This is a genomic window from Streptomyces monticola (genome assembly GCF_042665355.1).
GTDB lineage: Bacteria > Actinomycetota > Actinomycetes > Streptomycetales > Streptomycetaceae > Streptomyces > Streptomyces monticola.
Genome location: NZ_JBHTCF010000004.1, coordinates 121,855 through 146,773 on the forward strand (window position 1 = coordinate 121,855; position 24,919 = coordinate 146,773).

At 70.3% G+C, this 24,919-nt stretch carries 29 protein-coding genes; 15 read left to right on the forward strand and 14 right to left on the reverse strand.

Translation table 11 applies throughout. The annotated features are described in order from the left end of the window. Nucleotides 1-61: 61 nt before the first annotated feature. Complete coding sequence (locus tag ACFQVC_RS11685; RefSeq protein WP_381829784.1) at nt 62-1,270, reverse strand: NAD(P)-dependent malic enzyme; 1,209 nt, start codon at nt 1,268-1,270, stop codon at nt 62-64. A gap of 598 nt (nt 1,271-1,868) precedes the next feature. On the opposite strand from ACFQVC_RS11685, the gene ACFQVC_RS11690 reads away from it, so the two are divergent. From ACFQVC_RS11690 to ACFQVC_RS11700, 3 genes are read left to right on the forward strand one after another with little or no spacing between them, the layout of a single operon-like run. After that, a complete protein-coding gene (locus ACFQVC_RS11690; RefSeq protein ID WP_381829786.1) occupies nt 1,869-2,825 on the forward strand; it encodes an ABC transporter substrate-binding protein in 957 nt (318 codons plus the stop codon). 33 nt (nt 2,826-2,858) lie between these two features. Further along, on the forward strand, nt 2,859-3,791 hold the full coding sequence (locus ACFQVC_RS11695) for an amino acid ABC transporter permease (RefSeq protein ID WP_381829788.1): 933 nt from the start codon (nt 2,859-2,861) through the stop codon (nt 3,789-3,791). After that, a complete protein-coding gene (locus ACFQVC_RS11700; RefSeq protein ID WP_381829790.1) occupies nt 3,788-4,549 on the forward strand; it encodes an amino acid ABC transporter ATP-binding protein in 762 nt (253 codons plus the stop codon). Before ACFQVC_RS11695 ends, ACFQVC_RS11700 begins: the two co-directional genes overlap by 4 nt. A 76-nt stretch (nt 4,550-4,625) precedes the next feature. On the opposite strand, the gene ACFQVC_RS11705 is transcribed toward ACFQVC_RS11700, so the two are convergent. Beyond that, the gene (locus ACFQVC_RS11705; protein ID WP_381829792.1) at nt 4,626-5,405 is read right to left on the reverse strand and encodes a class I SAM-dependent methyltransferase; all 780 of its coding nucleotides are present in this window, start codon (nt 5,403-5,405) and stop codon (nt 4,626-4,628) included. A gap of 89 nt (nt 5,406-5,494) precedes the next feature. Between ACFQVC_RS11705 and ACFQVC_RS11710 the strand changes: the two genes are divergently transcribed. Next, entirely contained in the window at nt 5,495-6,124 is a 630-nt protein-coding gene (locus tag ACFQVC_RS11710) for a CGNR zinc finger domain-containing protein (RefSeq protein ID WP_381829794.1), read from the forward strand. Here the strand turns inward: ACFQVC_RS11710 and sodX are convergent. Further along, nucleotides 6,028-6,465: a nickel-type superoxide dismutase maturation protease gene (gene sodX, locus ACFQVC_RS11715; protein ID WP_381829796.1), complete on the reverse strand. Its 438-nt coding sequence runs from the start codon at nt 6,463-6,465 to the stop codon at nt 6,028-6,030. The two genes, ACFQVC_RS11710 and sodX, sit on opposite strands and share 97 nt — an antisense overlap. A gap of 180 nt (nt 6,466-6,645) precedes the next feature. Between sodX and sodN the strand changes: the two genes are divergently transcribed. The 3 genes from sodN to ACFQVC_RS11730 all read left to right on the forward strand — a co-directional run bounded on the left by sodN (nt 6,646) and on the right by ACFQVC_RS11730 (nt 9,158). Then, nucleotides 6,646-7,041 carry a superoxide dismutase, Ni gene (gene sodN / locus ACFQVC_RS11720; RefSeq protein ID WP_055531247.1) on the forward strand — a complete coding sequence of 132 codons (396 nt, stop codon included), beginning with the start codon at nt 6,646-6,648 and terminating at the stop codon, nt 7,039-7,041. Nucleotides 7,042-7,615: 574 nt separating this feature from the next. After that, a complete protein-coding gene (locus ACFQVC_RS11725) occupies nt 7,616-8,359 on the forward strand; it encodes a GAF and ANTAR domain-containing protein (protein WP_381829799.1) in 744 nt (247 codons plus the stop codon). A gap of 76 nt (nt 8,360-8,435) precedes the next feature. Then, complete coding sequence (locus tag ACFQVC_RS11730; RefSeq protein WP_381829801.1) at nt 8,436-9,158, forward strand: ANTAR domain-containing protein; 723 nt, start codon at nt 8,436-8,438, stop codon at nt 9,156-9,158. A 320-nt stretch (nt 9,159-9,478) separates the two neighbouring features. Here the strand turns inward: ACFQVC_RS11730 and ACFQVC_RS11735 are convergent, their stop codons facing one another. Continuing rightward, a complete protein-coding gene (locus ACFQVC_RS11735) occupies nt 9,479-10,003 on the reverse strand; it encodes a carboxymuconolactone decarboxylase family protein (RefSeq protein WP_381829803.1) in 525 nt (174 codons plus the stop codon). Between the two features lie 14 nt (nt 10,004-10,017). Between ACFQVC_RS11735 and ACFQVC_RS11740 the strand changes: the two genes are divergently transcribed. Beyond that, nucleotides 10,018-10,539: a MarR family winged helix-turn-helix transcriptional regulator gene (locus ACFQVC_RS11740; RefSeq protein WP_381829805.1), complete on the forward strand. Its 522-nt coding sequence runs from the start codon at nt 10,018-10,020 to the stop codon at nt 10,537-10,539. 106 nt (nt 10,540-10,645) lie between these two features. On the opposite strand, the gene ACFQVC_RS11745 is transcribed toward ACFQVC_RS11740, so the two are convergent. Then, nucleotides 10,646-11,119: an Lrp/AsnC family transcriptional regulator gene (locus ACFQVC_RS11745; protein ID WP_381829807.1), complete on the reverse strand. Its 474-nt coding sequence runs from the start codon at nt 11,117-11,119 to the stop codon at nt 10,646-10,648. Between the two features lie 110 nt (nt 11,120-11,229). Between ACFQVC_RS11745 and ACFQVC_RS11750 the strand changes: the two genes are divergently transcribed. Together ACFQVC_RS11750 and ACFQVC_RS11755 are read left to right on the forward strand one after the other, a co-directional pair. Beyond that, complete coding sequence (locus ACFQVC_RS11750; protein ID WP_381829809.1) at nt 11,230-12,588, forward strand: APC family permease; 1,359 nt, start codon at nt 11,230-11,232, stop codon at nt 12,586-12,588. Beyond that, the gene (locus ACFQVC_RS11755; RefSeq protein WP_381829811.1) at nt 12,585-13,484 is read left to right on the forward strand and encodes an ATP-grasp domain-containing protein; all 900 of its coding nucleotides are present in this window, start codon (nt 12,585-12,587) and stop codon (nt 13,482-13,484) included. The genes ACFQVC_RS11750 and ACFQVC_RS11755 overlap by 4 nt, the downstream gene beginning before the upstream one ends. Here ACFQVC_RS11755 and ACFQVC_RS11760 read toward each other — a convergent pair. Then, entirely contained in the window at nt 13,433-13,756 is a 324-nt protein-coding gene (locus ACFQVC_RS11760) for a DUF952 domain-containing protein (protein WP_381829813.1), read from the reverse strand. The genes ACFQVC_RS11755 and ACFQVC_RS11760 overlap by 52 nt on opposite strands. Before the next feature lie 70 nt (nt 13,757-13,826). Between ACFQVC_RS11760 and ACFQVC_RS11765 the strand changes: the two genes are divergently transcribed. After that, entirely contained in the window at nt 13,827-14,858 is a 1,032-nt protein-coding gene (locus tag ACFQVC_RS11765) for a CPBP family intramembrane glutamic endopeptidase (protein WP_381829815.1), read from the forward strand. Between the two features lie 66 nt (nt 14,859-14,924). Here the strand turns inward: ACFQVC_RS11765 and ACFQVC_RS11770 are convergent, their stop codons facing one another. From ACFQVC_RS11770 to ACFQVC_RS11780, 3 genes are all read right to left on the reverse strand, one after another. Continuing rightward, entirely contained in the window at nt 14,925-15,341 is a 417-nt protein-coding gene (locus tag ACFQVC_RS11770; RefSeq protein ID WP_381829817.1) for a YciI family protein, read from the reverse strand. 85 nt (nt 15,342-15,426) lie between these two features. Then, nucleotides 15,427-15,663 carry a hypothetical protein gene (locus ACFQVC_RS11775; RefSeq protein ID WP_381829819.1) on the reverse strand — a complete coding sequence of 79 codons (237 nt, stop codon included), beginning with the start codon at nt 15,661-15,663 and terminating at the stop codon, nt 15,427-15,429. A 72-nt stretch (nt 15,664-15,735) separates the two neighbouring features. Continuing rightward, nucleotides 15,736-16,317, reverse strand: a complete 582-nt coding sequence (locus ACFQVC_RS11780; protein ID WP_381829821.1) for a dihydrofolate reductase family protein — start codon at nt 16,315-16,317, stop codon at nt 15,736-15,738. Between the two features lie 161 nt (nt 16,318-16,478). On the opposite strand from ACFQVC_RS11780, the gene ACFQVC_RS11785 reads away from it, so the two are divergent. Continuing rightward, nucleotides 16,479-17,054: a TetR/AcrR family transcriptional regulator gene (locus ACFQVC_RS11785; RefSeq protein ID WP_381829823.1), complete on the forward strand. Its 576-nt coding sequence runs from the start codon at nt 16,479-16,481 to the stop codon at nt 17,052-17,054. A 77-nt stretch (nt 17,055-17,131) separates the two neighbouring features. Here ACFQVC_RS11785 and ACFQVC_RS11790 read toward each other — a convergent pair whose 3' ends face one another. From ACFQVC_RS11790 to ACFQVC_RS11805, 4 genes are all read right to left on the reverse strand, one after another. Further along, nucleotides 17,132-17,728 carry a GNAT family N-acetyltransferase gene (locus ACFQVC_RS11790; RefSeq protein ID WP_381829825.1) on the reverse strand — a complete coding sequence of 199 codons (597 nt, stop codon included), beginning with the start codon at nt 17,726-17,728 and terminating at the stop codon, nt 17,132-17,134. 141 nt (nt 17,729-17,869) lie between these two features. Next, nucleotides 17,870-18,139 (reverse strand): hypothetical protein, encoded by a 270-nt coding sequence (locus tag ACFQVC_RS11795; RefSeq protein WP_381829827.1) that lies wholly within the window; start codon nt 18,137-18,139, stop codon nt 17,870-17,872. Nucleotides 18,140-18,487: 348 nt separating this feature from the next. Further along, the gene (locus tag ACFQVC_RS11800; protein ID WP_381829829.1) at nt 18,488-19,534 is read right to left on the reverse strand and encodes a family 2 encapsulin nanocompartment cargo protein polyprenyl transferase; all 1,047 of its coding nucleotides are present in this window, start codon (nt 19,532-19,534) and stop codon (nt 18,488-18,490) included. Further along, on the reverse strand, nt 19,531-20,937 hold the full coding sequence (locus ACFQVC_RS11805) for a family 2B encapsulin nanocompartment shell protein (protein ID WP_381829831.1): 1,407 nt from the start codon (nt 20,935-20,937) through the stop codon (nt 19,531-19,533). Before ACFQVC_RS11805 ends, ACFQVC_RS11800 begins: the two co-directional genes overlap by 4 nt. A gap of 318 nt (nt 20,938-21,255) precedes the next feature. Here ACFQVC_RS11805 and ACFQVC_RS11810 point away from each other — a divergent pair, with 318 nt between their 5' ends. The 3 genes from ACFQVC_RS11810 (at nt 21,256) to ACFQVC_RS11820 (ending at nt 23,303) form a co-directional block, all read left to right on the forward strand. Further along, nucleotides 21,256-21,489, forward strand: a complete 234-nt coding sequence (locus ACFQVC_RS11810) for a hypothetical protein (RefSeq protein ID WP_381829833.1) — start codon at nt 21,256-21,258, stop codon at nt 21,487-21,489. 169 nt (nt 21,490-21,658) lie between these two features. Further along, nucleotides 21,659-22,249, forward strand: coding sequence for an N-acetylmuramoyl-L-alanine amidase (locus tag ACFQVC_RS11815; RefSeq protein ID WP_381829835.1), 591 nt, complete (start codon nt 21,659-21,661; stop codon nt 22,247-22,249). A 121-nt stretch (nt 22,250-22,370) separates the two neighbouring features. Beyond that, the gene (locus ACFQVC_RS11820) at nt 22,371-23,303 is read left to right on the forward strand and encodes a 1-aminocyclopropane-1-carboxylate deaminase/D-cysteine desulfhydrase (RefSeq protein ID WP_381829837.1); all 933 of its coding nucleotides are present in this window, start codon (nt 22,371-22,373) and stop codon (nt 23,301-23,303) included. Here ACFQVC_RS11820 and ACFQVC_RS11825 read toward each other — a convergent pair. Continuing rightward, on the reverse strand, nt 23,282-24,880 hold the full coding sequence (locus tag ACFQVC_RS11825; protein ID WP_381829839.1) for a Na+/H+ antiporter: 1,599 nt from the start codon (nt 24,878-24,880) through the stop codon (nt 23,282-23,284). The genes ACFQVC_RS11820 and ACFQVC_RS11825 overlap by 22 nt on opposite strands. Nucleotides 24,881-24,919: the final 39 nt, after the last annotated feature.

The following is a 24,919-nucleotide window of genomic DNA, read 5'->3' on the forward strand; positions in this document are numbered from 1 at the left end:
CCGCCAACAGGCGGGGCCCTTCCGGGTGTTCACACGGCTCGGCAATCCTGCCGGCGCCGGGTCAGCGGCGCGCGACACCCTCCGCACGGGCCGCGGCGGCGACCGCAGCGGTGACGGCGGGGGCCACCCGCTCGTCGAACGGGGACGGGATCACGTACTCCGCGGACAGGTCGTCACCGACGACGGCCGCGAGCGCGTCGGCTGCGGCGATCTTCATGCCCTCGGTGATCTGCGAGGCCCGCACCTGCAGCGCACCGGCGAAGATGCCGGGGAACGCGAGCACGTTGTTGATCTGGTTCGGGTAGTCCGAGCGTCCGGTCGCCACGACGGCCGCGTACTTGTGCGCGATGTCGGGGTGGACCTCGGGGTTCGGGTTGGCCATGGCGAACACGAAGGCGTTCTCGGCCATGGAGGCGACGGCGGGCTCCGGGACCGTACCGCCGGAGACGCCGATGAAGACATCCGCACCCGCGAGCGCACTCTCGAGGGAGCCGGAGAGGCCGCCCTTGTTGGTGAGCTCGGCGAGTTCGCGCTTGACCGGCGTGAGGTCGTCACGGTCGCTGCTCACGATGCCCTTGCGGTCCGCGACCGCCACATCGCCGATGCCCGCTTCGAGCAGGAACTTGGCGATGGCGACACCGGCCGCGCCCGCGCCGGAGATGACGGCGCGCAGGTCGCCGAGGCTCCGGTCGGTGAGCTTCGCGGCGTTGCGCAGCGCGGCGAGCGTGACGACCGCCGTGCCGTGCTGGTCGTCGTGGAAGACCGGGATGTCCAGGGCTTCCTTGAGCCGGTCCTCGATCTCGAAGCAGCGGGGCGCCGAGATGTCTTCGAGGTTGACGCCGCCGAAGGACGGGGCGAGCCGGACCACGGTCTCGACGATCTCGTCCACGCTGGTGGTCTGGAGCGCGATCGGCACCGCGTCCACGCCGCCGAACTGCTTGAACAGAATGGCCTTGCCCTCCATCACGGGGAGCGAGGCCTCCGGGCCGATGTCGCCGAGTCCGAGCACCGCGGTGCCGTCGGTGACGACCGCGACCACATTGGACTTCCATGTGTAGTCGTGGACGAGCTCGGGCTGCTCGGCGATCGCGCTGCACACCTTGGCGACGCCCGGCGTGTACGCGAGGGACAGGTCGTCCTTGTCGCGGACCGGCACGGTGGCCTGCACGGCCATCTTGCCGCCACGGTGCAGCGCGAAGGCCGGATCGAAGGGCTCTTCCGTGCCCTCGGTACCGGCGTCGCTGCGAGGATTGACGATCTCCGCTGCCACTTTTGTCTGACCCCTTAAGTCTTATTCGTTGAGGGTGACCACTCCTGGTTTAGGGGTGGGCGGGCACCGCGTCCGTGTCTCGCGTCGGCGGTTGGCCCGCCTCCGCAAGGGGAGGTACGCACGCGCGGGCGCGCCGCACACGCGCCCTGAGCCCCGGATGAGGGGTGTAACAGACCTTTTTACCTGAAGACCGTAGGCGCGGGCGAGCGGCATTGGTCACTGCCCGACCATCAGCCCTGGACGCACAGCATCGGCTGAGCCGCGCTCAAGGCCCACCCGAAGCCTCGGAAGCGACGCTCAACCCTAGCCCCAAATGCCCGACTTGCCCCAAAAAGTGGCTCCAGGCTGTCCACATGGCGAGATAGGTCGCTCTTGATGTGGTTAGCGATGGTTCACCGGATTCGGGCGTCCGCCCCGCCATCACTGGGCTGTGCGTCCCGGGGTTCTCCCGTTATCCGATTTTGACATGGCTGGACCCCTGAAGCCGCCCGTCCGAATGGCAAGATGCCGTCATCACACGAGGTCGCGACACCCAAAGGTGCGTGCCCGAGCCCTCCTGTCAGCACGATGACTCCCTCACCCGCCGGAGGAACCCACCATGACCGCAAGCACCACCTGTCGTACGGCCGCAGGCAAGTCCCGGATAGTCGCGGTCGGCGCCATCGCGGTCGCGGGCGCCCTGCTGCTCACCGGCTGCGGCGACCAGACCAAGGACAGCGACGGCGGCGGCACCGCCAAGAACGCCCCGCTCGCCGACAAGCTGCCGAAGGACATCAAGGACGACGGCGTCATCAAGGTCGGCTCCGACATCGCCTACCCGCCGGTGGAGTACAAGGACAAGTCGGGCAAGGTCGTCGGCATCGACCTCGATGTGGCCGAGGCCCTCGGCAAGCAGCTCGGCGTGGAGTTCAAGTTCGAGAACGGCACCTTCGACACCCTCCTCGGCGGTCTGCGCTCCAAGCGCTACAACGTCGCGATGTCGGCCATGACGGACACCAAGGACCGCCAGAACGGCATCGACCCCGAGAAGGGCACGAAGGTCGGCGAGGGCGTCGACTTCGTGGACTACTTCACCGCGGGCGTCTCGATCTACACCAAGAAGGGCGAGACCCAGGGCATCAAGACCTGGTCCGACCTGTGCGGCAAGAAGGTCGTCGTGCAGCGCGGCACCGTCTCGCACGACCTGGCCAAGGCCGAGGCGAAGAAGTGCGAGAAGGACGGCAAGGGCAAGCTGTCCATCGAGGCCTTCGACAACGACCAGCAGGCCCAGACCCGGCTTCGCTCCGGCGGCGCCGACGCCGGCTCGTCGGACTTCCCGGTCGCCGCGTTCGCCGTGAAGACCTCCGGCGGCGGCAAGGACTTCGAGCTGGTCGGCGAGCAGGTCGAGGCCGCTCCGTACGGCATCGCCGTGCCCAAGTCCAACCCCGAGCTGCGCGACGCCCTGAAGGCCGCGCTCGACGCCATCATCAAGAACGGCGAGTACGACAAGATCATCTCGAAGTGGGGCGTCGAGGACGGCGCTGTCACCAAGGCCCAGGTCAACGGCGGCAAGTGACCATTTCCCGGTCACTGTTGAAAGGCACTACCCGTGACTGTTGACATAGACAAGAAGGGCCCGGAGGACACCCCGCCGGCCGGGCCCGAGGCCATCAAGGCCGTACCGGTCCGGCACTACGGACGGTATCTCTCCGCACTCGTCGCCATCGCCGCGCTCGCCGCGATCGTCTACGCGTTCGCGCTCGGCGACATCAACTGGGGCGCGATCCCGGACTACTTCTTCGACTCCCGCATCGTCAGCGGCGTCAAGGAAACCCTCCTGCTCACCGTGCTCTCGATGCTGATCGGTGTGGTCGGCGGCATCCTGCTCGCGGTGATGCGGCTCTCGAAGAACCCGGTGACCTCCTCGATCGCCTGGTTCTACATCTGGTTCTTCCGCGGCACCCCGGTCCTGGTCCAGCTGTTCGTCTGGTTCAACCTGGGCTTCGTCTTCGAGTACATCAACCTCGGCCCGTTCTACAAGGACGAGTGGTCCGACTTCATGACGCCGTTCCTGACGGCGCTGCTCGGACTCGGCCTCAACGAGGCGGCGTACATGGCGGAGATCTGCCGCGCCGGTCTGCTCGCGGTCGACGAGGGCCAGACCGAGGCGGCGCACGCGCTCGGCATGAGCCACAGCAAGACGCTGCGGCGCGTGGTGCTCCCGCAGGCGATGCGCGTCATCGTGCCGCCGACGGGCAACGAAGTCATCAACATGCTGAAGACGACGTCGCTCGTCGCCGCCGTGCAGTACTACGAGCTCCTTCGCAACGCCCAGGACATCGGCCAGAGTTCGGGCGCCACGGTCGAGGTGCTCTTCCTCGCCGCCGCCTGGTACCTGATCATGACGTCGATCCTCAGCGTCGGACAGTTCTACCTGGAGCGGTACTACGCACGCGGCTCGTCCCGGCAGCTGCCCGCCACGCCCTGGCAGAAGGTCAAGGCCAACATGCTGTCCCTGAGCGGCCCGAGGGGTGTCCGATGAACGCCATGGTCAAGGCCGAGAACGTGCACAAGTCGTTCGGCCACGTCGAGGTCCTCAAGGGCATCGACCTCGAAGTCGCCCCGCGCGAGGTCTTCTGCCTGATCGGCCCGTCCGGCTCCGGCAAGTCGACCTTCCTGCGCTGCATCAACCACCTGGAGAAGATCAACGCCGGCCGGCTCTACGTCGACGGCGACCTGGTCGGCTACCGGCAGAAGGGCGACAAGCTCTACGAGCTCAAGGACAGCGAAGTCGCCCTGAAGCGCCGGGACATCGGCATGGTCTTCCAGCGCTTCAACCTGTTCCCGCACATGACGGCCCTGGAGAACGTCATGGAGGCGCCGGTCCAGGTCAAGGGCGAGTCGAAGGCGACGGCACGCGCGCGTGCCGAGCAGCTGCTCGACCGCGTGGGTCTGGCCGACAAGGCCGGGAACTACCCCTCGCAGCTCTCCGGCGGCCAGCAGCAGCGCGTGGCCATCGCCCGCGCGCTGGCCATGGAGCCGAAGCTGATGCTCTTCGACGAGCCGACGTCGGCGCTCGACCCGGAGCTGGTGGGTGACGTCCTGGACGTGATGCGCGGTCTCGCCGAGGACGGCATGACGATGATCGTCGTCACGCACGAGATGGGCTTCGCGCGGGAGGTCGGCGACAACCTCGTCTTCATGGACGAAGGCGTCGTCGTCGAATCCGGCCACCCCCGGGACGTCCTGACCGATCCGCAGCACGAACGTACGAAGTCGTTCCTGTCGAAGGTCCTCTGAGAGCACGGGAGTTCACGGCATGAGTGGGGCGGTACGGACGCGTTCCGTACCGCCCCACCGGCCGTCCGTGTCCGGGTCACTTCAGGCCGAGCACCAGACCGTCCGAAGGCGAGGCCCACACCGTGCGCGCCTCGGAGAAGCCCTTTTCGCGCAGCACGCGCGCGTGCCACTCGGCGGGCGGGGTGTCGCCGTCCGCGTGCTCGCCGTAGATCGCGAAGCGCCTGGCGGTCGGCTCCGCGAGGACGGGATCCTTGGCGGCGAGCTGCCACCAGTCGGCCCAGTCCAGGGCGCCGGCGGCCTTGGCCCGGTCCTGGCGTGCGTGCCGCTGGGCGCGGTCGGCGGCGTTGATGCGCGGGGTCGCCGGGTCCGGCATATGGTCGGCGTTCATGAACACGCCGCCGTCACGCACCACTTGGGCGATCTGTCCGTAGAGCACCGAAAGCGGCTCGCTGTGCAGCCAGTGCAGCGCGGTGGCGGTGAGGACGGCGTCGTAGGAGTCGTACGGCAGCTTCGCCGTCCACTCGGGGTCCTTGAGATCGGCGGTGACGAAGGTGACGCGGTCGTCACCGGCGAAGGTGCCCTCGGCGATGGCGAGCAGCGCCGGGTCGAGGTCGACACCCGTACTGACCGCGTCCGGGAACCTCTTGAGGAGGCGGTCCGTAATGCTCCCCGTACCGCAGGCGAGGTCGAGCACCCTCGGCGCGGACCCCACGAGTGCCTCGACCATGTCGAGCATCACCCGGAACCGCTCCTCGCGGTCCGGCATGTACCACTCCTGCTGCCGATCCCAGCTCGTCTGCCAGGCTGGCCAGTCGGTGGTGTTGGCGGTGGCGCCGCCGGCGGCGGTGTCAGCCATGGAACCCTCCACTACGTAATACCCTGGACACGTACGCGCCCATTACTCACCCTGCAGACGACGATAGACCGCGCCCGTAAGGACTACAAGTGGAACTGGCCTATTACTCGGACTATGCGGTACGCCTGGTCAACAGCGAGGAGCCGGCCCGCAACAAGGACTCCCTGACCTCGGTCGACGCGGTGCGCGACCTGTTCGGGGGCAATGCGTCCGCGGCCCGCAGGGCGACGGATGCGGATGTGACCCGGTTCCGCTCGGTCCGCGGCCGGCTGCGCGCCGTCTTCGAGGCGGCCGACGGCGGCGACGAGACCCTCGCCGTGGACCTCCTCAACTCCCTGCTGCTCGAATTCCCGGTGAGCCCGCAGATCTCCGGGCACGACCACCGGGACGACGACGACCGGCCGCTGTGGCACATGCACCTCGCCGACCACCCGTCGAACGCGACTGCGGGATACGCCGCCATCGCCTCGATGGGCCTCGCCTTCCACCTGACGGAATACGGCGTCGACCGCCTCGGCCTGTGCGAGGCGGCCCCCTGCCGCAACGCCTATCTGGACACCTCGACCAACCGCTCCCGGCGCTACTGCTCGGACCGCTGCGCGACCCGCGCCAACGTCGCCGCCTACCGCGCCCGCAAGCGCGAGGAGGCCGACCGGTCACAGAAGACGGGCCGCACCGCGGAGAGCGCCCAGAGCACGGCCCGTACGACCGACCGCTGACCCTGGGGGCGCGGTCGGTAGCGCGCCACGACCCGGGCGAGGACCAGCTCCGCGGGCACGGTCCCGTAGTCCGTACTGTCGCCCCCCGCGTAGGAGTTGTCCCCGAGGACCCACCAGCCGCCCTCGCGCCGCTCCACCGCACGCTTGACGACCAGCAGGTCCTGCTGGAAGGGGTGGCGCAGTACGACGACATCGCCCGCCCGCACCCGGGCGCCGTACCGGATGAGCAGCTGGTCGCCATGGCGCAGCGTGGGCACCATCGAGGGCCCGTGCACCTCGGCGACGCCGAACGGCACCCTCGCCTCACCGGCACGGCCCGGCTCGTACCCTGCCTCCCGCATCACACACCTCCCGGCCGCACGGCCTGCTCCGCTCGTGTCCCCAGTCTGCCGGTCCGATCCTCCACGGGTCCCGGTCTCCCCCTGGACTTTTGTCCTAAGCCCACGGGGGCACTCGCAAAAACCCCGCTGTCACGGAGTAACCTCCACCTTGAGAAGACGATCACGAGGAAGGACAGCTCCATGCTCTCCCGCCTGTTTGCCCCCAAGGTGAAGGTCAGCGCTCACTGCGACCTCCCCTGCGGCGTGTACGACCCGGCCCAGGCCCGTATCGAGGCGGAGTCCGTCAAGGCCGTCCAGGAAAAGATGGCGGCGAACGACGACGCCCACTTCCAGGCCCGCGCCACCGTCATCAAGGAACAGCGCGCCGAACTCGCCAAGCACCACGTCTCGGTGCTGTGGAGCGACTACTTCAAGCCCCCGCACTTCGAGAAGTACCCGGAGCTGCACCAGCTGGTCAACGACGCCCTCAAGGCCCTCTCGGCCGCCAAGGGCTCGACGGACCCGGCCACGGGCCAGAAGGCGCTGGACTACATCGCCCAGATCGACAAGATCTTCTGGGAGACGAAGAAGGCTTGATCTCCGGCTAGGCCGTCTGACCTGCGATTCCGCGGGTCGCATCGGCTACCTGTCCGCACCCGGTCCGCAGGCCGCCGAGCACGGCGTCCACGACGGACCGGGTGCGGTCTTTCTCTCTCCCCCACGATCATGTGCGGCACCTCCACGGGCCTGCGGCCCTCACGCCCGGCCGCCTTCTCCTCCGCCGCCCGGAGCGCCTTGCCGGCGCAGTTCCATTCGGCCTTCCCGCGACGGCAGTTGAGGGTCCGTACTCCTCTGGACTCGCAAGGCGTCGTCGGTGATTCGGGCGTCGGCCTTGCGCTCGACCGGCTGAGCAGAGCCCCGGCCCGGCCAGTCCCTCGAAAGCAGCCGCAGCTTCCCGTCCGGCGTCCGCACTGCCGGCACATCATGGCGAGACATCTGCCACTGATGGAGGCGCTCGGCGCACTGGCCGTCGAGATCCGCCGCCCAGCCGCCCGGGCTCCTCGCCGACCGCTCCGGCCAAGGCCCCCTTCACGGACGAGAATCGGTCGCAGCAGGAGGCAGCAGCTTGTGGGAAGATTGCCCCCGGATCACTGCCGGAGGTGAGTGGGGCATGGCTGAACTGCCGCGCGAGGAGCAGCTGGCGGCGGCGTTCGTCGACCTTGCCGACACATTGGTGCGGGACTTCGACGTCATCAACTTCCTCCATTCGCTCGCCGAACACTGTGTGCACCTCCTTGACGTGGCGGCGGCCGGAGTCCTCCTTGCCACTCCCGGCGGCCAGTTGGTGGATGCCGCGGCCTCGGACGAGCGCACCCGCCAGCTGGAACTGGCCGGCATCGAGTGGGGCGAAGGCCCCTGCCGTGACTGCTTCCGCACCAAGAAGCAGATCCCCGACGTAGCGCTGGCGACCGAGGCGGCCACCATGCGCTGGCCCCGGTTCGCGCCGCGCGCCGTGAAGGTCGGCTTCACCTCGGTCGTGGCGGCGCCGCTTCGGCTCCACGACCAGGTGATCGGCGCCCTGAATCTCTTCCAGGACCGTCCCGGTCCGCTGGACGAGTCCCAGTTGCGACTCGGTCAGGCGCTCGCCGACACCGCGACCATCGGTGTGCTTCAACAGAGGGCGGTGAGTGAGCAGATGACCGTGACAGCGCAGCTGCAGGCTGCCCTGGACAGCCGGGTCATCATCGAGCAGGCCAAGGGCTATCTGGCCAACCGCCGTGGCACCGGTGTCGAAGAGGCGTTCACTCTCATGCGCCGGCATGCCCGCGATCACCAGACGCGACTGACCGAGATCGCTCGCCAGGTGCTGCAGGGAACGGCCGACACATCGCTCCTCCCGCGGCGTGACCGGTGAGGACCCGCCCCCTCTGCCCTGACTGGCGGGGCGGTCGTCGTCTGAACTGCGTGGCACCGGGAAGGGGGCAGGTGCGGTGACCCATCCGGTGATGGCCGACTACCTGCGTGCCCTCAGCTCACACACCGGCCCCGGCCTGGCATCGCTGCCCCTCGCCGCCTGCGCGGACATGCTCGGCCTTGACGGCCTCGGTCTGCTCCTCGCACCCGGCGGCCACCGGACCGAACTGGTGCAGTCCTTCGGCGAGCGCACCCTAGCGCTTGAGGACCTGCAGCAAGTCCAGGGCCAGGGCCCCAGCCTGGACGCCGCGCGCCATGGAGCCCTGATGCTGCTGCCCGACGTGACCGACACCGCTGCGTTCGCCACCGCCCGCTGGCCCTCCTTGTCGGGCGCCATCGAGGCACTGGGCGTACGCGCGGTGTTCTCCTTCCCCGTGCGCATCGGGGTGATCGCACTCGGCGCACTCACCGGTCATCGGACCCGGCCAGGACCGATGACCACCGACCAGCTCACGGACGCCTTCGGCCTGGCCGACACCCTCGCCCAGATCACCATCACCACCGCCGCCGCCCACGCCGATCTGCCCCACGCTCCGCTCCTCGACGACCCCGGCCTGCACTTCGCCGAGGTACACCAGGCCACCGGCATGCTCGCCGACGAACTGAACACCGACTGCGACCACGCCCTGATCCGGCTGCGCGGCTACGCCTTCAGCCACGGCCGGCCGCTCCTGGACGTCGCCCGGGACGTACTGGCCCGCCGCCTGCGCCTGGAGGACAACGGAGAGAGCACCCCCTGACTCCGCTCCGGCACCGCCGCAGGCCGCGGCCCGACTCCGGTACCGCCGCAGGCCGCGGCCCGACTCCGGTACCGCCGCAGGCCGCGGCCCGACTCCGGTACCGCCGCAGGCCGCCGCCGGACCGGCCTGAAACCGCCCTGGCCCCGCCACCACGGCACAACTACGCTCACCACGCGGCCCCAGACCCTGGTCGACCGTGCGCCTCCCACTGCCGGGCATCCCGCACCCGGCACGTTCCGGTCGAGGCAACCCGGTCTGCGGCTCCATGGGGAGTGGGACCGCGGCCGGGGCCATGGCAGTCCATGGCTGTCCCTGGTGCCCTACTGCCCCGGTACGTCGACAGGCGCCCGCACCAGGCGGTTGGCGAACGTCGACAGGGTGTAGGCACCGATGCCCAGACAGATCTCCAGGGCGTTCTGCTCGGTGTGACCGTGGGACAGAAAGTCCTCGATCTCGCCGTCACCCACCGCACCGGCCCTGTCCAGGACCTCGAGCGTGAACCGGCGCACCGCTTCGAGGCGTTCGTCGCCCAGGGGACGCCGTTCGCGCAGGGCGTCGACCGTCTCCCGTGACGCCCCGAGCCGGCTCAGCTTGCCGCTGTGCATGGCCACGCAGACATGGCAGTCGTTGCGCACGGCCACCGTCATGATGACCACTTCGCGCGCCACCGGTTCCAGCGTCGTCTGCTCGAACATGCCGCTCAGGCGCTGAAATCCCTCCAGCAGATGGGGAGATGAGGCAAGGCGGGCCGCGGCGGCCGGGACGTACCCCAGCTGACGCTCGATCCGCTGCAGCGCTCGCCGCGAGTCGGCGGGAGCGGTCTCCACGGTGTGTTCCACAAACATGGCATCCCCCTAGAATGGACAACGTGGTTGACGAAAATAAAGTAAACCAGGTTGTCGATACTCACAAGGGGCCAGGGCACGGGGCCGAGTTGCCGCTGCTCCTCTTCGCCGGATTCCGCAGCCTCATCGACGAGCTGCACGCCGAACTCGCCCGCCAGGGCCACCCGGACGTGCGGCCCGCGCACGGCTTCGCACTGCAGGCCATCGGCGTCGGCCCCGACGGTGCGAGCACCAGTGAGCTCGGGCGGCGGCTCGGGGTGAGCAAGCAGGCCGCGGGCAAGACCGTCGACCGGCTCGCCGAACTCGGCTACGTGGAGCGCTCCGACGACCCCGGCGACGCCCGCCGCAAGCTGGTCCGGCTCACCCCGCACGGCCGCGACGCCCTGGCCCGCTCGGCGGCGGTCTTCGACGAGCTGCATGCCCGCTGGGCCCGCGAAGTGGGCGCGCGGCGGCTGCGGGAGCTCGAGGACACACTGCGCGAGGCCGTACCGCCGACGGCCTTCCGGCTGGACGCGGCGGCCTGGCTGCGGGCTTAGGGCCCGGGCCCCCTCCGGTCCCGCCGGCCTTGTTCCGTCACCCCTGCCCGCCCCGGTCCGTCAGCCCCGCCCGCCCTGTTCCGTCAGCCCTGTTGACCCTGATCCGTCAGCCCTGTTGACCCTGATCCGTCAGCGGGCCCACCACCGGCGAGTTCACATGCTGGTAGATCACCGAGCTGCGGAAGTTGACCACCTCGCGGCGCTGGCTCAGGTGGTCCATGAGGAAGGCGTGCAGCTGGTCGACGTCCCGGACCGCCACATGGACCAGGAAGTCGTCGCTGCCCGCGATGACGAACACCGAGAGCACTTCCGGGAGTTCGGCGACGTAGGACTTGAAGCCCTCGATGACCTCGCGGCTGAGCGGGCGAATCGTGAGGGAGAGCAGGGCCTGCACGCCGCGGTTGAGGGCGCGCAGATCGACCGAGGCGTGATAGCCGGTGATCACTCCCCGGTTACGGAGGGCCCGCACCCGCTCCAGGCAGGTGGAGGGGGCTATGCCCAGTTTGCGGGCGAGTTCACGGTTGGTGGTCCGTGCGTCGCGCTGCAGGTGCTCCAGGATCGCCGAATCAAGTTCATCCATGCACGCCATTGTGGGATGCGCACCGAATTGAATTCGGGCCGGCCCCCAAACGATCTATCTTCTCCCTACGTTCGCCTCCAGTTGCCGAACTTCGAACGGAGACAGGGAAGATGGGGCGTACGACGGTCAAGGGCGGCGGTCTCGGCGTGGGGGCGGGGGCCGCGCTCTGTGTCGGTGCGGTGCTCGGGCCAGGAGCGCTGAGCCTCGCGTCGGCGGCCGCCGCGGTCGCGGGCCCCGCCTCACTCCTCGCCTGGTCCGTCCTGATCGCCGCGAGCCTGCCCATCGCCCTGGCCTTCGCGGCACTCGGTGCCCGGCACCCGGACGGCGGCGGTGTCGCCACCTTCGTGCGCAAGGCCTTCGGGGCCCGGACGGCCGCCCCGGTGGGCTGGTGGTTCTACTGGGCGGTGCCCCTCGGTGTACCGGCGGCCGCGCTGATCGGCGGCGAGTACGTCGCCTCCGCCCTCGGCCTCGGCCGCGCCGCCGTTCCCGTGATCGCACTCGTCGTCCTGGCCGGCGCGTACACCGCGAACCTCGCGGGCCTGCGCCTGTCCGGAGGGCTCCAACTGCTTCTGCTCGGGCTCCTCGCGCTGCTCCTGTGCGTCGCCGTGGCCGTCGCCGGCGCCCACGTGGAGACCGAACATTTCACGCCATTCCTGCCGCACGGCTGGGCGTCGGTCGGGGGTGCGGCAAGCGTGCTGTTCTTCGCGTTCGCCGGGTGGGAGGCGGTCAGCCATCTGTCGGCGGAGTTCACGGCTCCGCGCCGCGACCTGCCGCGGGCCACGCTGCGCGCCTGGATCGTCGTCGCCGTCCTGTACGCGGGGCTCGCCGTGGTCACCATCGGGGTGCTCGGGGCCGCGGCGGGCGACACGACGACGCCGCTCACCCTGCTCCTCGAACGGGGCATCGGGCCCGCCGCGCACCCGGTGGCCGCCGCCGCGGCACTGCTGCTCACCTTCGGCGCCGTCAATGCCTATCTGGCGGGCGGCGCACGGCTCGGCGCGGCGCTCGGCCGGGACGGGGACATGCCGCGGCGTCTGACGGTCGACCGGGCGGGCAGTGACCGGGCGGGCGGCGACCAGGCGGCGGCCGCGCCCCGGCGCAGCCTCACTCTCCTCGCCGCCGTCTCCACGGCCGTCACCGCCCTCGCGGCCGCGGGCGCCGTCGACCTCGCCACCCTGATGCGGGCGACCTCTGCCTGTCTGGCCGCCGTCACCCTGGCCGGGCTGCTCGCCGCGACCGTGCTGCTGCCCCGCCGCGGGCCCCTGCGCGCGGGCGCCGCCGTCGGCGCCGCCCTGGTCGCGGTGGTGCTGTGCTTCTGCGGGCCGTTCCTGCTGCTGCCCGCGGTGCTCGGCGCGGCGGCATGGGGGCTGAGCAGGTTGCGCCGCGGGTACCGTGTTCCGTCCGCCGCGCCGACAGCGCAGGAATCCCCGCTGCCCGCAGCCTCCGCCACCACGTCAGGAGACGTATGACCCCCGACGCCCGCCCCCGCGTCCTCTATGTCACCGACCTCGCCTACGAGGCGCGCGGGCGGCGCTACTGCGACGAGGACATATTCCTGACCTCACGGCTGCGCGCCGAGTTCGACATCGCCCTGTGCCACCCCCTGGACGCGGCCGCCCTGATCGGCTCCTTCGACCTCGCCGTCATACGCAACAGCGGGCCCGTCCTCAACTACCAGGCGGAGTACGACGACTTCCGCGCCCGCGCGGCCGCCACCGGAACGCCGGTCTACAACGAACTGACCGGCCGCGCCGACATGGCGGGCAAGCAGTACCTCGTCGACCTGACCGCCGCGGGCCTCCCGGTGATCCCGACCGTGGACCGGCGCGAGAACCTGGACCGGCTGCCCGACGTGCCCGAGTACGCCGTCAAACCCAAGCTCGGCGCCGACTCCATAGGCCTGCGGTTCCTGCCCCGCACGGGCCTCGACGAGCAGCCCTTCGACAGCGGCCTCCTCGTGCAGCCGCGGATCCGCTTCCGCTACGAGGTGTCGTTCTACTTCATCGACCACGACTTCCAGTACGCCCTGCACGCCCCCGACGTGGACGCCCGCTGGGCCCTGGTGCCGTACCGGCCCACCGGCGCGGATCTGGAGTTCGCCCGCCGCTTCATCGACTGGAACGGCATCGCGCACGGCATCCAGCGGGTCGACGCCTGCCGCACCCCGGACGGCGAGCTCCTCCTCGTGGAGCTGGAGGACCTCAATCCGTATCTCTCCCTCGACCTGCTGCCCGCAGAGGGCCGCGAGGCCTTCGTGACGCGCCTGGGCCGCTCACTGCGGGAGGCCCTGGCCGCCGCACGCGCGCGTGCCGGTCAGGGCCAGTCCTCCACGCGGACCACGGCAGCCACCGGCAGCGCCCCGTAGATGTGCGGGAACTCATCGGCGCCGGGCGCGGGGGCCTCGTAGCGCACCGGCACATCGAGCCGCTCGTCGTCGACGACGAGGACCACGAGGTCGTCGGGCCCCGTGCGGCCGCCGTACAACATGGCTGCCACGCCCGCGAGTTGGTGCCGCAGCGAGCAGTGGATGAAGCCCACCTCCTCCAATGTGCGCCCACGGGTGGAGATTTCATACGTCCCGGAAGCGCGCGCCGCGTCCCACAGGGCGCGCTCGGTGATGTGCAGGAGTTCGGTCACACCGCAACGCTAGACGCCGCCCGCCACCAGTGGGGATGCGTATGCCCCGTGGACATGGCTGACTGGGGGCGTGAACAGGGGACAGGGTGACTGGGCCGGCTGGAGCGCCGCGGACCGGGCGGCCGCGGGGCCGCCGCACCGGACGGGCGCCCCCGCGCCACGGGCCGTCGGCCCCGTGGCCGCCCCGTCGGGAACGCCGTATCACCAGCAGGCCAGGAACGGACTGCAGCGCTGGTGGCGCGAGGTGCTCGGCACCCTGGTGGCCGTCGTCGCGGCCTTCGTCGGTTTTCTCTCGCTGTACGTCGCCGCCGACGCCTTCGCCGATCTCTTCGGCGGCCGGGCCGTGCGCCCCCGCAACGACGAGATCTTCGAGGCGCCGCTCGCCGAGCAGGCGCTCGGCCTGGTCTCCCTGGCCGTACTCATCCCGGCAGTGATGATCGCCGCCCGCCGGGTGGAACTGCGTCCCGCGGGCACCCTCTCCTCGGTGACCGGGCGGCTGCGTTGGCGCTGGCTCGCGATCTGCACCGGCATCGCGGTGCCGGTGATGCTGGTGCAGAACGGCCTGCTCATCCTGTGGGTCACGGTGACGGACGGCACGGACGGCGGCGGGGGCGACGGCGGCGGCACGGGGTCGGTGGGCTTCCCCGGCCTGGGCACCTTCCTGGTGAGCGTGGCCGTCCTGTGGGCACTGATTCCGTTCCAGGCGGCGGCCGAGGAGTACGCCTTCCGCGGCTGGTTCCAGCAGATCTTCGGGGCGCACTGGAACACGCCCTGGCCGGGCATCGTCATCAGCTCGCTGCTCTTCGCCCTGGCGCACGGCTTCGGTGAACTGTCCGGCTTCTTCCTGCTGTTCTACTCCGCCGCCTGGTGGGCCTGGCTGACGATCAGGACGGGCGGCCTCGAAGCGACGATCGCCCCGCACGTGGTGAACAACGCGCTCGCCTTCACCCTGCTCGCCGGCACCGGCGAACTCGGCGACACCAGCACGGCCGCCGACGCGGCCTGGCAGGCCTTCGCCCTGGAGCTGCTCTTCGCGCCGCTGTACGCCCTTCTCGTCCTCCGTCTGGCCCGGCGCCGGGGCATCGCGACGCGGACGCCCTGAGAGGCTGCTACGACACCAAAGCGGCGGCCCCGGTCCGGGCCCCGGTCCCGGTCCCGTCGGTACGGGTCACGCGCTGTCCCCCGCGGCTTCCTGGATGGGCCGGATGACGATGGGGTACTCGGGTGCGCCTTCCGGCTGCGGGCACTCCGCGATGCGCAGGGCGATCTCGGTGACCCGCTCCAGGCTCGCGCAGTCGAGGACCCAGTAGCCGGCGAGCAGTTGGTCGGTTTCGCCATGGGGGCCGTCGATGACGACCGCGCGGCCGTTCTCGTCCCGGCTGACGTGCCGGGTCCGCGCGGGCTCCGCCAGGCCGTTGCCGTCCACGAACTCACCGGACTCGGCGAGTTCGTCGTTGAGCGACGCCATGAAGGCGAACATCGCCTGCACGTCCTTCTCGCCCCAGGCCGGGGAGTGCGCGCTCGCCTTGCCGCTCATCGCTTCGTAGTCCGCCTGTGAGCCCTGCACCATCACCAGGTACTTCATGCGCGTCCACCCTTCACGCTCGCCCGTCCCCCTTCACACCTGGCCGTCCATCCCTTCGCGCCCGGCCCGCCCTGACAGCGGGCGGCTAGCCCTGGCTCAGCTTGTTCAGACGAGCGCTGCGGGTCGGCTTCCACTCGCCCTTCGCGGTGTCCTCATCGACCCGCGCGGAACAGTCGGCATGACGGCAGGGCCCGGGGCCCCAGGTCGGGACATAGGCCCCGAGAACTTTGCGGCGCTTGATGACCGTCTCGACGGGCTGCTTGCAGACGGGACAGACATGCCCGGCTTGCCGCGGCTCGGCACGGCCTGTGTCCTTGGCCATACGTCCAGGTTATTCCCGTTTCACCCGGCGGACCAGGGATTTACGCCGGGCTACGGCTTCCTGCCGACGGAACTACCGCTTCCTGCTGTACGTGGTGAGGACGACGCCGCCGCCGAAGGACTTCACGGAGTCGAGCGTGAAGTCACGGATGGCGAAACCCGCTTCGGCGAGGGGCATCCCGGAGCCGAGGAAGCACGGATAGGTCTTGATGACCAACTCGTCCATCTCCTCGACCAGTTCACCGGCGAGCCGGGCACCGCCGCACAGCCAGATGTCGAGCCCGTCCTCCCGCTTGAGCTCCCGGACCCGGCCGACAGGATCCTCGGAGATGACCTCGACAGCAGGGTCGGGCGCCTTGTCGAGCGTGGTCGACACGACGTACTGGCGCAGATGTCCGTACGGGCTCGTGAACCCCAGCGGCAGCCCGACCTCGTAGGTGGCGCGCCCCATGATCGTGGTGTCGAAGCGCCGGTTGGGCCGGTCGTCGATGCCGAAGTGGCGGCGCGCGGCGGTGGGCAGGGTCTCGGGCAGCTCCGCCCAGTAGTACTCCCAGTAGTCCTCCTTGCCGTACTGGGCGAAGAACTCGGCCTCTCCGGTGGGGTCGCCGATGAAGCCGTCGATCGAGGTGGCGACCAAGTACGAGAGCTTTCGCAAAGCAATCCCCTTTAGTAGGTGAACAGGCCCCTGCGGGCAGGAGCCGACAGGTCGCGGCCGGCACCTCCCGGCACCGAACCACTCCATGTATAGTGCTCCATGTGTAGTGGTTACGCAAGCCCCTTTCTGTCCGCCGCCGAAGGAGCCGAAGGAGAAGTCCCATGGCCAGAAACCCCGAACGCAGAACTGCCCTGGTGGACGCGGCCATCGAGGTGCTGGCCCGGGAGGGCGCCCGCGGCCTGACCTTCCGCGCCGTCGACCAGGAGGCCGGCGTTCCGGTCGGCACCGCGTCCAACTACTTCGCCAGCAGGGACGATCTGTTCACACAGGCCGGCACCCGGATCCATGTCCGTATGACGCCCGACCCGGACGAAGCCCGGCAGGCCATGAGCCCGGAGCCCAGCCGCGAGCTGCTCACCGAGCTGATGCGCTGGCTGGTGCGCCGTATGACGGAGAACCGCACCGGCTATCTGGCCATGCTGGAGCTGCGCCTGGAGGGCACCCGCCGCCCCGCGCTGCAGGCAGAGCTCAACCACGCGGTGCGCGCCGACTTCGAGTCGAACGTCCAGCTCTATAAGGAGTCGGGTTTCCCCGGTGACACCGACACGTTCCTGGCGCTGTTCCTCGCCATGACGGGCCTGCTCCTGGAGCACTTCACGCTCCCGGACCTGCTCTCCGACCGCGCGGTGGACGACTTGGTGGACACGGTCGTCACCCGGATCGTGCCCGACGCCTGAGCCCTCCGCCGCGATGGCGGGCGGCCGCCGGCTGCCTCCACCGCGGCTTAGGTCGGCTACCTCTGCAGGGGCTTCGGCTACCTCTGCCGCGGCTCGCGCCACATGGGGAACATCTGCGGCCCGTCGGGCAGTTGGACCGCCGTACCGGTGAAGGCGAAGCCCAGCCGCTCGTAGAGGCCACGGCTGCGGGTGCTGCTCGCCTCCAGGTACGCCGGTACGCCGTCGCGGTCGCAGCGCTCGAGCACCGAGTCGATCAGCGCGGTGCCGAGCCCTTCGCCCTGCCGCCCCGGCACCACCGCGACCAGCAGCAGATACTCGTGCGCCCTGTCGTGCGGATGCACGGCGCCGGTCAGCCGGCCGACCAGTTCGGCCCGTTCGTTGTCCGGGTCGGCCGTCTCCCGCATACGGGTCGGAGTGTCGTCCTCCTCCTCGGGCTCGCCCGCGGGCACATGCAGCCAGAGCGCGGCCGCCGTGCCGTCGTCCGCGATGTCGACCCGGCCCTCGCTCAGAGCGACGTCGAGGAAGACGCCCATGAACAAGCCGTGCACCTTGCGCCGGTGCGCCTCGTCGGGGAAGACCCAGCTGCTCACCGGGTCATGCTGGAAGGCGTCGTCGAACAGCCGCTCCAGATGCGCGCGATCGCTCTCCTCCGCCGTGCGGATCGTCACGCCCATCCCCGGCTCCTCTCCCCACACCAACCGCCCCTGTGTACCCGGCCGTTGCAGCCTAGACGAGCTTCGCCTCGGACAGCCGACGGCCCCGCACACTGGCGTGATCACACCGGTGTACGGGGCCGGACGGCGCGAAGTCCGTGGTCAGTGGCCCTGCTCGTCGCCGACCGAGGCGTCGACGCGGTCCTTGCGCTCGGTGCGCACCTTGTTGACGAGCTCGCCGACGGCCTCGTCGAGGCCCGCGGCGACGTCCTCGGGCAGCGGGTTGTTGGCATCCACCTTCGAGGGGACCCAGAGGTTGGCCAGCTTCTCGGGCCCATCCGCGTGGGCCACAGCGGGGGCGGCGAGGACGACCAGGGCCGCCGATGCGACGGTTCCCAGGGTCTTGCGGGAGGTGAAGCGGGGGGTGAACATGACGTATTCCTTCCAAGGGCTAGAAACGTCGCTGTTCTAGTGGCCGAGGACCGGAAAACCCCTCTATGGGGCCGCCCGTGGGCGCGCCATGATCACTTCCCCGTCATCATTTCTTCCTCAAGTCGGGCATCTCCGCGCCCAATCGGGCGTCCCCTCATCCCAATCGGGCGTCTCCTCATCCCGGTCGGGCGTCTCCTCATCCCGGTCGGGCGTCCCCTCATCCCGGTCGGGCGTCCCCTCATCCCGGTCGGGCGTCCCCTCATCCCGGTCGGACATCTCCTCATCCCGGTCGGACATCTCCTCGTCCCAGTCGGGCCACCTGCCTTCCGCACCCGGGCGCCCCGGGGTTCAGTACGTACGCCGCGTCACGAACTCCGCGAGCGCGAGGAGCCCGCCCGCCTGCTCCGGATCCGGCACCGCGCGGGACAGCTGCTGCACCGCGCGGGCCATCCGGTCGGCCGCATGGGCCTGTGCCCAGTCCCGGCCGCCCGCGCGGTCCACCGCTTCGGCGGCTCGCTCGACGTCGTCGGCCTGCAAGTCCGCGTAGAGGGCGGCCAGTTCCGACCCCGCTGCGGTACCCGAGGTGAGCGCGGCCACCACGGGCAGGGACTTCTTGCGAGCGAGCAGATCGGCACCGGCGGGCTTGCCGGTACGGCCCGGATCGCCCCAGATGCCGATCACGTCGTCGATCAGCTGGAAGGCGAGCCCGGCCTCGCGGCCGAAGGCGTCCATCGCCTCCACTTCGTCGCGGTCCGCCCCCGCGTACAGCGCGCCCAGCGCGCACGCGCAGCCGAGCAGCGCCCCCGTCTTGGCCTCGGCCATCGCGAGGCACTCCTCCAGGTTCACTTCGTCGCAGCCGCGCTCCTCCAGAGCCGTGTCCGTGTGCTGGCCCTCGCAGAGCTCCACCACACAGGCCGCGAGCCGCGCCGCCGCCGCCGGTGCCGCCGGGTGCGGATCGTCGGCGAGCACCCGCAGGGCGAGCGCCTGCATGGCGTCACCGGCCAGGATCGCGTCCGCGTCCCCGAAGACGGTCCAGGCGGTGGGACGGTGTCTGCGGGTGCGGTCGCGGTCGATGACGTCGTCGTGCAGGAGCGTGAAATTATGGATCAGCTCCACTGCGGCTGCCGCCTTCACGGCCGTCGCGGGCTGCCCGCCCAGGGCGCGTGCCGCGGCGAGCACGAGCCCCGGGCGGATCGCCTTGCCGCCCTGTCCGGCCGCGGGGCCGCCGTCCGCGTGCTCCCACCCGAGGTGGTAGCTCGCGATCCGGCGCATCGACCCGGGCAGCGAGGCGACGGCCCTGCGCAGCTCGGGTTCGACGGCCTGCCGTGTGCGGTCGAGCAGGGCGACGGCCTCCTGCCCCTCTGCGGTGTGCGCCGCGAGCAGCCCCTCGCTCACCTCCAGCGGCCGATCTCGACGTTCTCCAGAACGCCGAGCGCGTCGGGCACGAGCACCGCCGCCGAGTAATAGGCCGTCACCAGATAGGAGATGATCGCCTGCTCGTTGATGCCCATGAAGCGCACCGACAGGCTGGGCTCGATCTCGTCGGGGATTCCGGACTGGCGCAGTCCGACGACGCCCGAGTCGTCCTCGCCGGTACGCATGCAGATGATCGAGGTCGTCCGCTCGTCACTGATCGGGATCTTGTTGCACGGGAAGATCGGCACACCGCGCCAGGCCGGAAGGCGGTGGCCGTCCACGTCCACGCTGTCGGGGTAGAGACCCCGCTTGTTGCACTCTCGGCCGAACGCGGCGATGGCGCGCGGGTGGGCGAGGAACAGCTTGGAGCCACGCCTGCGGCTGAGCAGCTCATCCATGTCGTCGGGGCTGGGCGCGCCGTCGTGCGGCTGGATGCGCTGCTCGTACTCGCAGTTGTTGAGCAGGCCGAACTCGCGGTTGTTGATGAGCTCGTGCTCCTGGCGCTCCTTCAGCGCCTCCACGGTGAGCCGCAGCTGCTGTTCGGTCTGGTTCATCGGCTGGTTGTAGAGGTCCGCCACGCGCGTGTGGATACGCAACACGGTCTGCGCGACGCTCAGTTCGTACTCACGGGGCGAGGCCTCGTAGTCCACGAACGTGCCGGGGATCTCCGGCTCGCCGACGTGGCCGGCGGAGAGGTCGATCTCCTTCTCGCCGTATTTGTTGGTGCGCTGGTGCGGAATGGACCGCACCTGCCCGAGGTGTCCGCGCAGCGTCTCCGAACGCTCCGCCACCTGGTCGATGGCCTGGCGAGGCAGCACCAGGACCGTGCAGGTCGTCACGGCCCGTGCGGTGTACTCCCAGATCGCCTCGGAGTCGACGATGCAGGCGTCGCCGAAGTACGCGCCGTCGGCAAGCACCCCGAGCACCGAATCGTCGCCGTAGGGGCCGGTGCCGAGCTTCTCGGCGCGGCCGTGGGCGAGCAGAAAGACCCCGTCCACCCGGCTGCCGAAGGAGGCGAGCGCCTCTCCCGGTGCGAACTCCCGCTGCTCGCAGCGGCTCGCGAGCTCGCCGAGCACTTCCAGGTCCTCGTACGTGCGCAGCGCGGGCAGCTCGCCGAGTTCGGCGGGGATCACCTGCACCCGGTCACCGGTCTTCACAAAGGTGACGCGGCCGTCGCCGACCGAGTAGCTCAGCCTGCGGTTCACGCGGTACGTGCCACCCTGCACCTGGACCCAGGGCAACTGGCGCAGGAGCCAGCGCGAGCTGATCTCCTGCATCTGCGGGGTGGACTTGGTGGTGGTGGCCAGATTCCGCGCGGCACCGGTGGCAAGACTCTGCTGAGGCCTGCCCTGCTCCGTGCGGATCTCTTCGCCTACCGACATGTATGTGCCCTCTCCATCTGCCTTGACCTGCTGTGCAGCATGTCGACGCGCGCCCGGCGTGCACCGGCGCGATCAACAACCCTTCCAGCACGAGGAGTTGTGGCGCCATCACACAAACGAGCGGGAATGGGTCACCGCGGGCATGGGCAGAACAACGGATTCCCTCAATCCGTTTTCGCTCCGCCCGCGGGCCGCGCGCTTTCCCCGGCCCCTCACCGCGGGAACTCCCGGCCCTCCCCCTTCGGGAACTCCAAGATCCGACCATCCGTTCACACTCCGCAACCGACCGCACATCCGCACCACGACGGGAGACAAGCCATGGCAGGCTTCCTGGATCGCGCGAAGGAGCAGGCACAGCGCGGCCTCACACAGGGCAAGCAGAAGATCGACGAGGTGCAGACGCAGCGCGCGGGAGGAGACCTCCTCAAGAAGCTGGGCGCCGCGTACTACGCCGAGCGGCAGGGCACCGGCGACCCCCGCGCCACCCAGCAGGCCCTCCAGGCCGTGGAAGCCCACATCGCGGCGAACGGCGACGGCATCCTCCGCGGCTGACCCCCACCCGAACCGGCCACAGCACCTGAACCGGCCACAGCGGCCGGATCGGCTCGCACGCCCCGTCGAACGCGGTCCAACTGCTGGCTACCGCCCCGGCATTCCGGTACAAGCGGCACTAAGAGGCGGTGCGCAATCGGCCGCCGCCGCATCCCGTGACGGAGGAGTCATGGCCAAGCCCATGTCTGCGGGAACCTTCCTCGACGCCCTGAAGGACGAAGGCCTGACGGTCGTCGAAGTACGCGACTGGCGGAATCACAACCGCAACCACAAAGGCCCCTGGGGCCAGGTGCACGGCGTGATGATCCACCACACCGTGACCTCGGGCAGCGCGGCGACCGTGCGTATCTGCTACGACGGCCACGCCTCGCTGCCCGGCCCGCTGTGCCACGGAGTCATCACCAAGGACGGCCGGGTCCACCTGGTGGGCAACGGCCGCGCCAACCACGCCGGCCTCGGCGACGACGACGTCCTGCGCGCCGTCATCGCCGAAAAGCGCCTCCCCTCGGACAACGAGGCGAACACCGACGGCAATCGCCACTTCTACGGCTTCGAGTGCGAGAACATGGGCGACGGCGAGGACCCCTGGCCCGAGGCCCAGCTGGAGGCCATCGAGAAGGCCGCCGCCGCGGTCTGCCGCCACCACGGCTGGACGGAGCGCTCGGTCATCGGTCATCTGGAGTGGCAGCCGGGCAAGCCCGACCCGCGCGGTTTCACCATGGACGCCATGCGCAAGCGCATCGGCGACCGCCTGAAGTGACCCGCCCCTGACCCGACGGCCACCGACGACCACCGAAGATCACTGGTGGTCACTGGCGGTCACTGCGGTCACCACGGACCGCCGACCACCGCCGGCGGTCACCAAGAGCGACAATGATCGGGTGAAAGCGCCCGACCCCGCCCTCCTGCAGCCGAGACTCCCGTCCCCCCTGCAGGAGATCGAGGACGAGCGCTTCACCCGCCACGGCGTCCGCCTGCTCCTCAAACGCGATGACCTGATCCACCCGGAGCTCGCGGGCAACAAATGGCGCAAGCTCGCCCTCAATCTGCGGGCCGCGGCCGGCCGCCCCGTGCTCACCTTCGGCGGGGCCTACTCCAACCATCTGCGGGCCACCGCGGCCGCGGGCCGTCTCCTCGGCTTCCCGACCATCGGTGTCGTACGCGGCGACGAACTCGCCCACCGCCCGCTGAACCCCTCGCTCGCCCAGTGCGCCGCCGACGGCATGCGGCTGCACTTCGTGGCCCGGTCGACGTACCGCCGCAAGAGCGAGCCGGACGTGCTCGCCGCGCTCCTGGCCGCCACCGGTGCGGCAGGCCCCGGGGACGTGCACGTGGTGCCGGAAGGCGGCAGCAACTCCCTTGCCGTACAAGGCTGTACCGCACTCGGCGAGGAGCTGCGCGCGGTGACCGACGTCGCCGCCGTGGCCTGTGGCACCGGCGGCACCCTCGCCGGCCTCGCCGCGGGCCTGGCGCCCTCGCAGCGGGCCATCGGCGTTCCGGTCCTCAAGGGCGGCTTCCTGGCCGCCGACATAGAGCGCCTCCAGGAGAGCGCGTTCGGCTCCCGTACGGGCCGCTGGCACCTGGAGGACCGCTTCCACTGCGGTGGCTACGCCCGTACGACCCCTGGACTGGACGCCTTCGCCGAGGACTTCGAGCACCGCCACGGCCTCGCGCCCGAACGTCTCTATGTCGCCAAATTGCTCTACGGCCTCACCACCCTCACCCAAGAGGGCGCCTTCCCGGCGGGCACCCGCGTCACCGCGGTGATCACGGGCCGCCCCTGGCCCGGACCTCAGGCGGACTCCTCCCGATAGGCCGCCGCTTCCTCCAGGTCCAGGCGGCGCAGCAGGTTCCGCAGCATCTCGTCGTCGATCCGCCGCCGGTCGCGCAGCTCCACGAAGACCGCCCGCTCGGCGGCCAGGGTCTCGCGCGACAGCCTGCGGTAGGTGTCGTCGGCCGACTCGCCGGTGACCGGGTTGGCGGCGCCGAGCCGCTCCCACACAGCGTTGCGGCGACGCTCAAGGACGGTGCGCAGGCGGTCGGCGAGGGCCTGCGGCAGGGCGTTGCGCTCGTCGGCGAGCAATTCCTCCAGGCGCGCCTCCGCCGCCTGTGAGGCCTCGCTCTGCGCCTGCGCCTCGGCGAGCGTGTCCGCGTGGACATCGGGCCTGGCGATGGGCAGCACCCGGATCAGGGTGGGCAGCGTCAGACCCTGCACCACGAGCGTCCCGATGACCGTCGTGAAGGTCAGGAACAGCACGAGGCTGCGCCCCGGAAAGGCCTCGCCGTCGTCCATGGCGACCGGAATGGAGAAGGCGATCGCCAGCGACACGACCCCGCGCATCCCCGCCCAGCCGACGATCAGCGGCCCCGTCCACGTCGGATTGGTCTCGCGCTCCCTGATCCGCGGGAACAGCACGCGCGGCAGGAACGTCGCCGGATAGACCCACACGAAGCGCGCCGCCACGACGACGAGGAAGACGGCCACCGCGTACCAGGCGGCGCGGAGCCCCTCGTACTCCCCAAGTCCCTGCAGCACGACGGGCAGTTGGAGTCCGATCAGGGCGAAGACCGCGGACTCCAGGATGAAGGCGACCATCCGCCAGACGGCCGCTTCCTGGAGCCGGGTGGCGAAGTCGACCTGCCAGGAGCGGTGGCCCAGATAGAGGGCGACGACGACGACCGCGAGCACCCCGGAGGCGTGCACCTCCTCGGCCGCCGCGTAGGCGACGAAGGGGATCAGCAGCGACAGCGTGTTCTGCAGCAGCGCCTCCTTGAGTCGCGTACGCAGCCAGTGCAGCGGCACCATCAGCACCAGGCCGACCCCCACGCCGCCGAGCGCCGCGACCGCGAACTCCCCGATTCCGCCCGCCCAGCTGGCGCCCTCGCCCACCGCGGCCGCGAGCGCCACCTTGTAGGCGGTGATCGCGGTGGCGTCGTTCACCAGGGACTCGCCCTGCAGGATCGTGGTGATCCGCGACGGCAGGCCGACGCGTCTCGCGATCGCCGTCGCCGCCACCGCGTCCGGCGGCGCGACCACGGCACCGAGTACCAGAGCCGCGGTCAGCGGCAGATCGGGAACGATCAGATAGACCGCATAACCGACCACCAGCGTCGCGAAGAGCACGTACCCGATCGAAAGCAGGGCCACAGGACGCCAGTTGGCCCGCAGATCGAGATACGAGCTCTCCACGCCCGCGGTGTACAGCAGCGGCGGCAGCAGCAGTGGAAGCACCACGTGCGGATCCAGCTCGTAGTGCGGCACCCCCGGGACGTACGACACCAGGAGGCCCGCGCCGACGAGCAGCAGCGGCGCGGGGATCGGCGTACGGCGTGCGATCCCCGCAACCGCCGCGCTGCCCGCGACCAACAAGAGCAATGGCAATACCTGCATCGGCTCAGACCGCCCTCAATCGAAAGGTGCGTCGTAACC

Excerpts from the sequence above, each read along its gene's own strand:
- ACFQVC_RS11810 (WP_381829833.1), top strand. The coding sequence starts at position 21,256 with ATGGCAGGCTTCCTGGATCGCGCGAAGGAGCAGGCACAGCGCGGCCTC.
- ACFQVC_RS11790 (WP_381829825.1), bottom strand. The coding sequence starts at position 17,728 with ATGGGCGTGACGATCCGCACGGCGGAGGAGAGCGATCGCGCGCATCTG.
- ACFQVC_RS11775 (WP_381829819.1), bottom strand. The coding sequence starts at position 15,663 with ATGGCCAAGGACACAGGCCGTGCCGAGCCGCGGCAAGCCGGGCATGTC.
- ACFQVC_RS11815 (WP_381829835.1), top strand. The coding sequence starts at position 21,659 with ATGGCCAAGCCCATGTCTGCGGGAACCTTCCTCGACGCCCTGAAGGAC.
- ACFQVC_RS11805 (WP_381829831.1), bottom strand. The coding sequence starts at position 20,937 with ATGTCGGTAGGCGAAGAGATCCGCACGGAGCAGGGCAGGCCTCAGCAG.
- ACFQVC_RS11825 (WP_381829839.1), bottom strand. The coding sequence starts at position 24,880 with ATGCAGGTATTGCCATTGCTCTTGTTGGTCGCGGGCAGCGCGGCGGTT.
- ACFQVC_RS11795 (WP_381829827.1), bottom strand. The coding sequence starts at position 18,139 with ATGTTCACCCCCCGCTTCACCTCCCGCAAGACCCTGGGAACCGTCGCA.
- ACFQVC_RS11770 (WP_381829817.1), bottom strand. The coding sequence starts at position 15,341 with ATGAAGTACCTGGTGATGGTGCAGGGCTCACAGGCGGACTACGAAGCG.
- ACFQVC_RS11745 (WP_381829807.1), bottom strand. The coding sequence starts at position 11,119 with ATGGATGAACTTGATTCGGCGATCCTGGAGCACCTGCAGCGCGACGCA.
- ACFQVC_RS11755 (WP_381829811.1), top strand. The coding sequence starts at position 12,585 with ATGACCCCCGACGCCCGCCCCCGCGTCCTCTATGTCACCGACCTCGCC.
- ACFQVC_RS11735 (WP_381829803.1), bottom strand. The coding sequence starts at position 10,003 with ATGTTTGTGGAACACACCGTGGAGACCGCTCCCGCCGACTCGCGGCGA.
- ACFQVC_RS11700 (WP_381829790.1), top strand. The coding sequence starts at position 3,788 with ATGAACGCCATGGTCAAGGCCGAGAACGTGCACAAGTCGTTCGGCCAC.
- sodX (WP_381829796.1), bottom strand. The coding sequence starts at position 6,465 with ATGCGGGAGGCAGGGTACGAGCCGGGCCGTGCCGGTGAGGCGAGGGTG.
- ACFQVC_RS11725 (WP_381829799.1), top strand. The coding sequence starts at position 7,616 with ATGGCTGAACTGCCGCGCGAGGAGCAGCTGGCGGCGGCGTTCGTCGAC.
- ACFQVC_RS11690 (WP_381829786.1), top strand. The coding sequence starts at position 1,869 with ATGACCGCAAGCACCACCTGTCGTACGGCCGCAGGCAAGTCCCGGATA.
- ACFQVC_RS11785 (WP_381829823.1), top strand. The coding sequence starts at position 16,479 with ATGGCCAGAAACCCCGAACGCAGAACTGCCCTGGTGGACGCGGCCATC.
- ACFQVC_RS11750 (WP_381829809.1), top strand. The coding sequence starts at position 11,230 with ATGGGGCGTACGACGGTCAAGGGCGGCGGTCTCGGCGTGGGGGCGGGG.
- ACFQVC_RS11705 (WP_381829792.1), bottom strand. The coding sequence starts at position 5,405 with ATGGCTGACACCGCCGCCGGCGGCGCCACCGCCAACACCACCGACTGG.
- ACFQVC_RS11740 (WP_381829805.1), top strand. The coding sequence starts at position 10,018 with ATGGACAACGTGGTTGACGAAAATAAAGTAAACCAGGTTGTCGATACT.
- sodN (WP_055531247.1), top strand. The coding sequence starts at position 6,646 with ATGCTCTCCCGCCTGTTTGCCCCCAAGGTGAAGGTCAGCGCTCACTGC.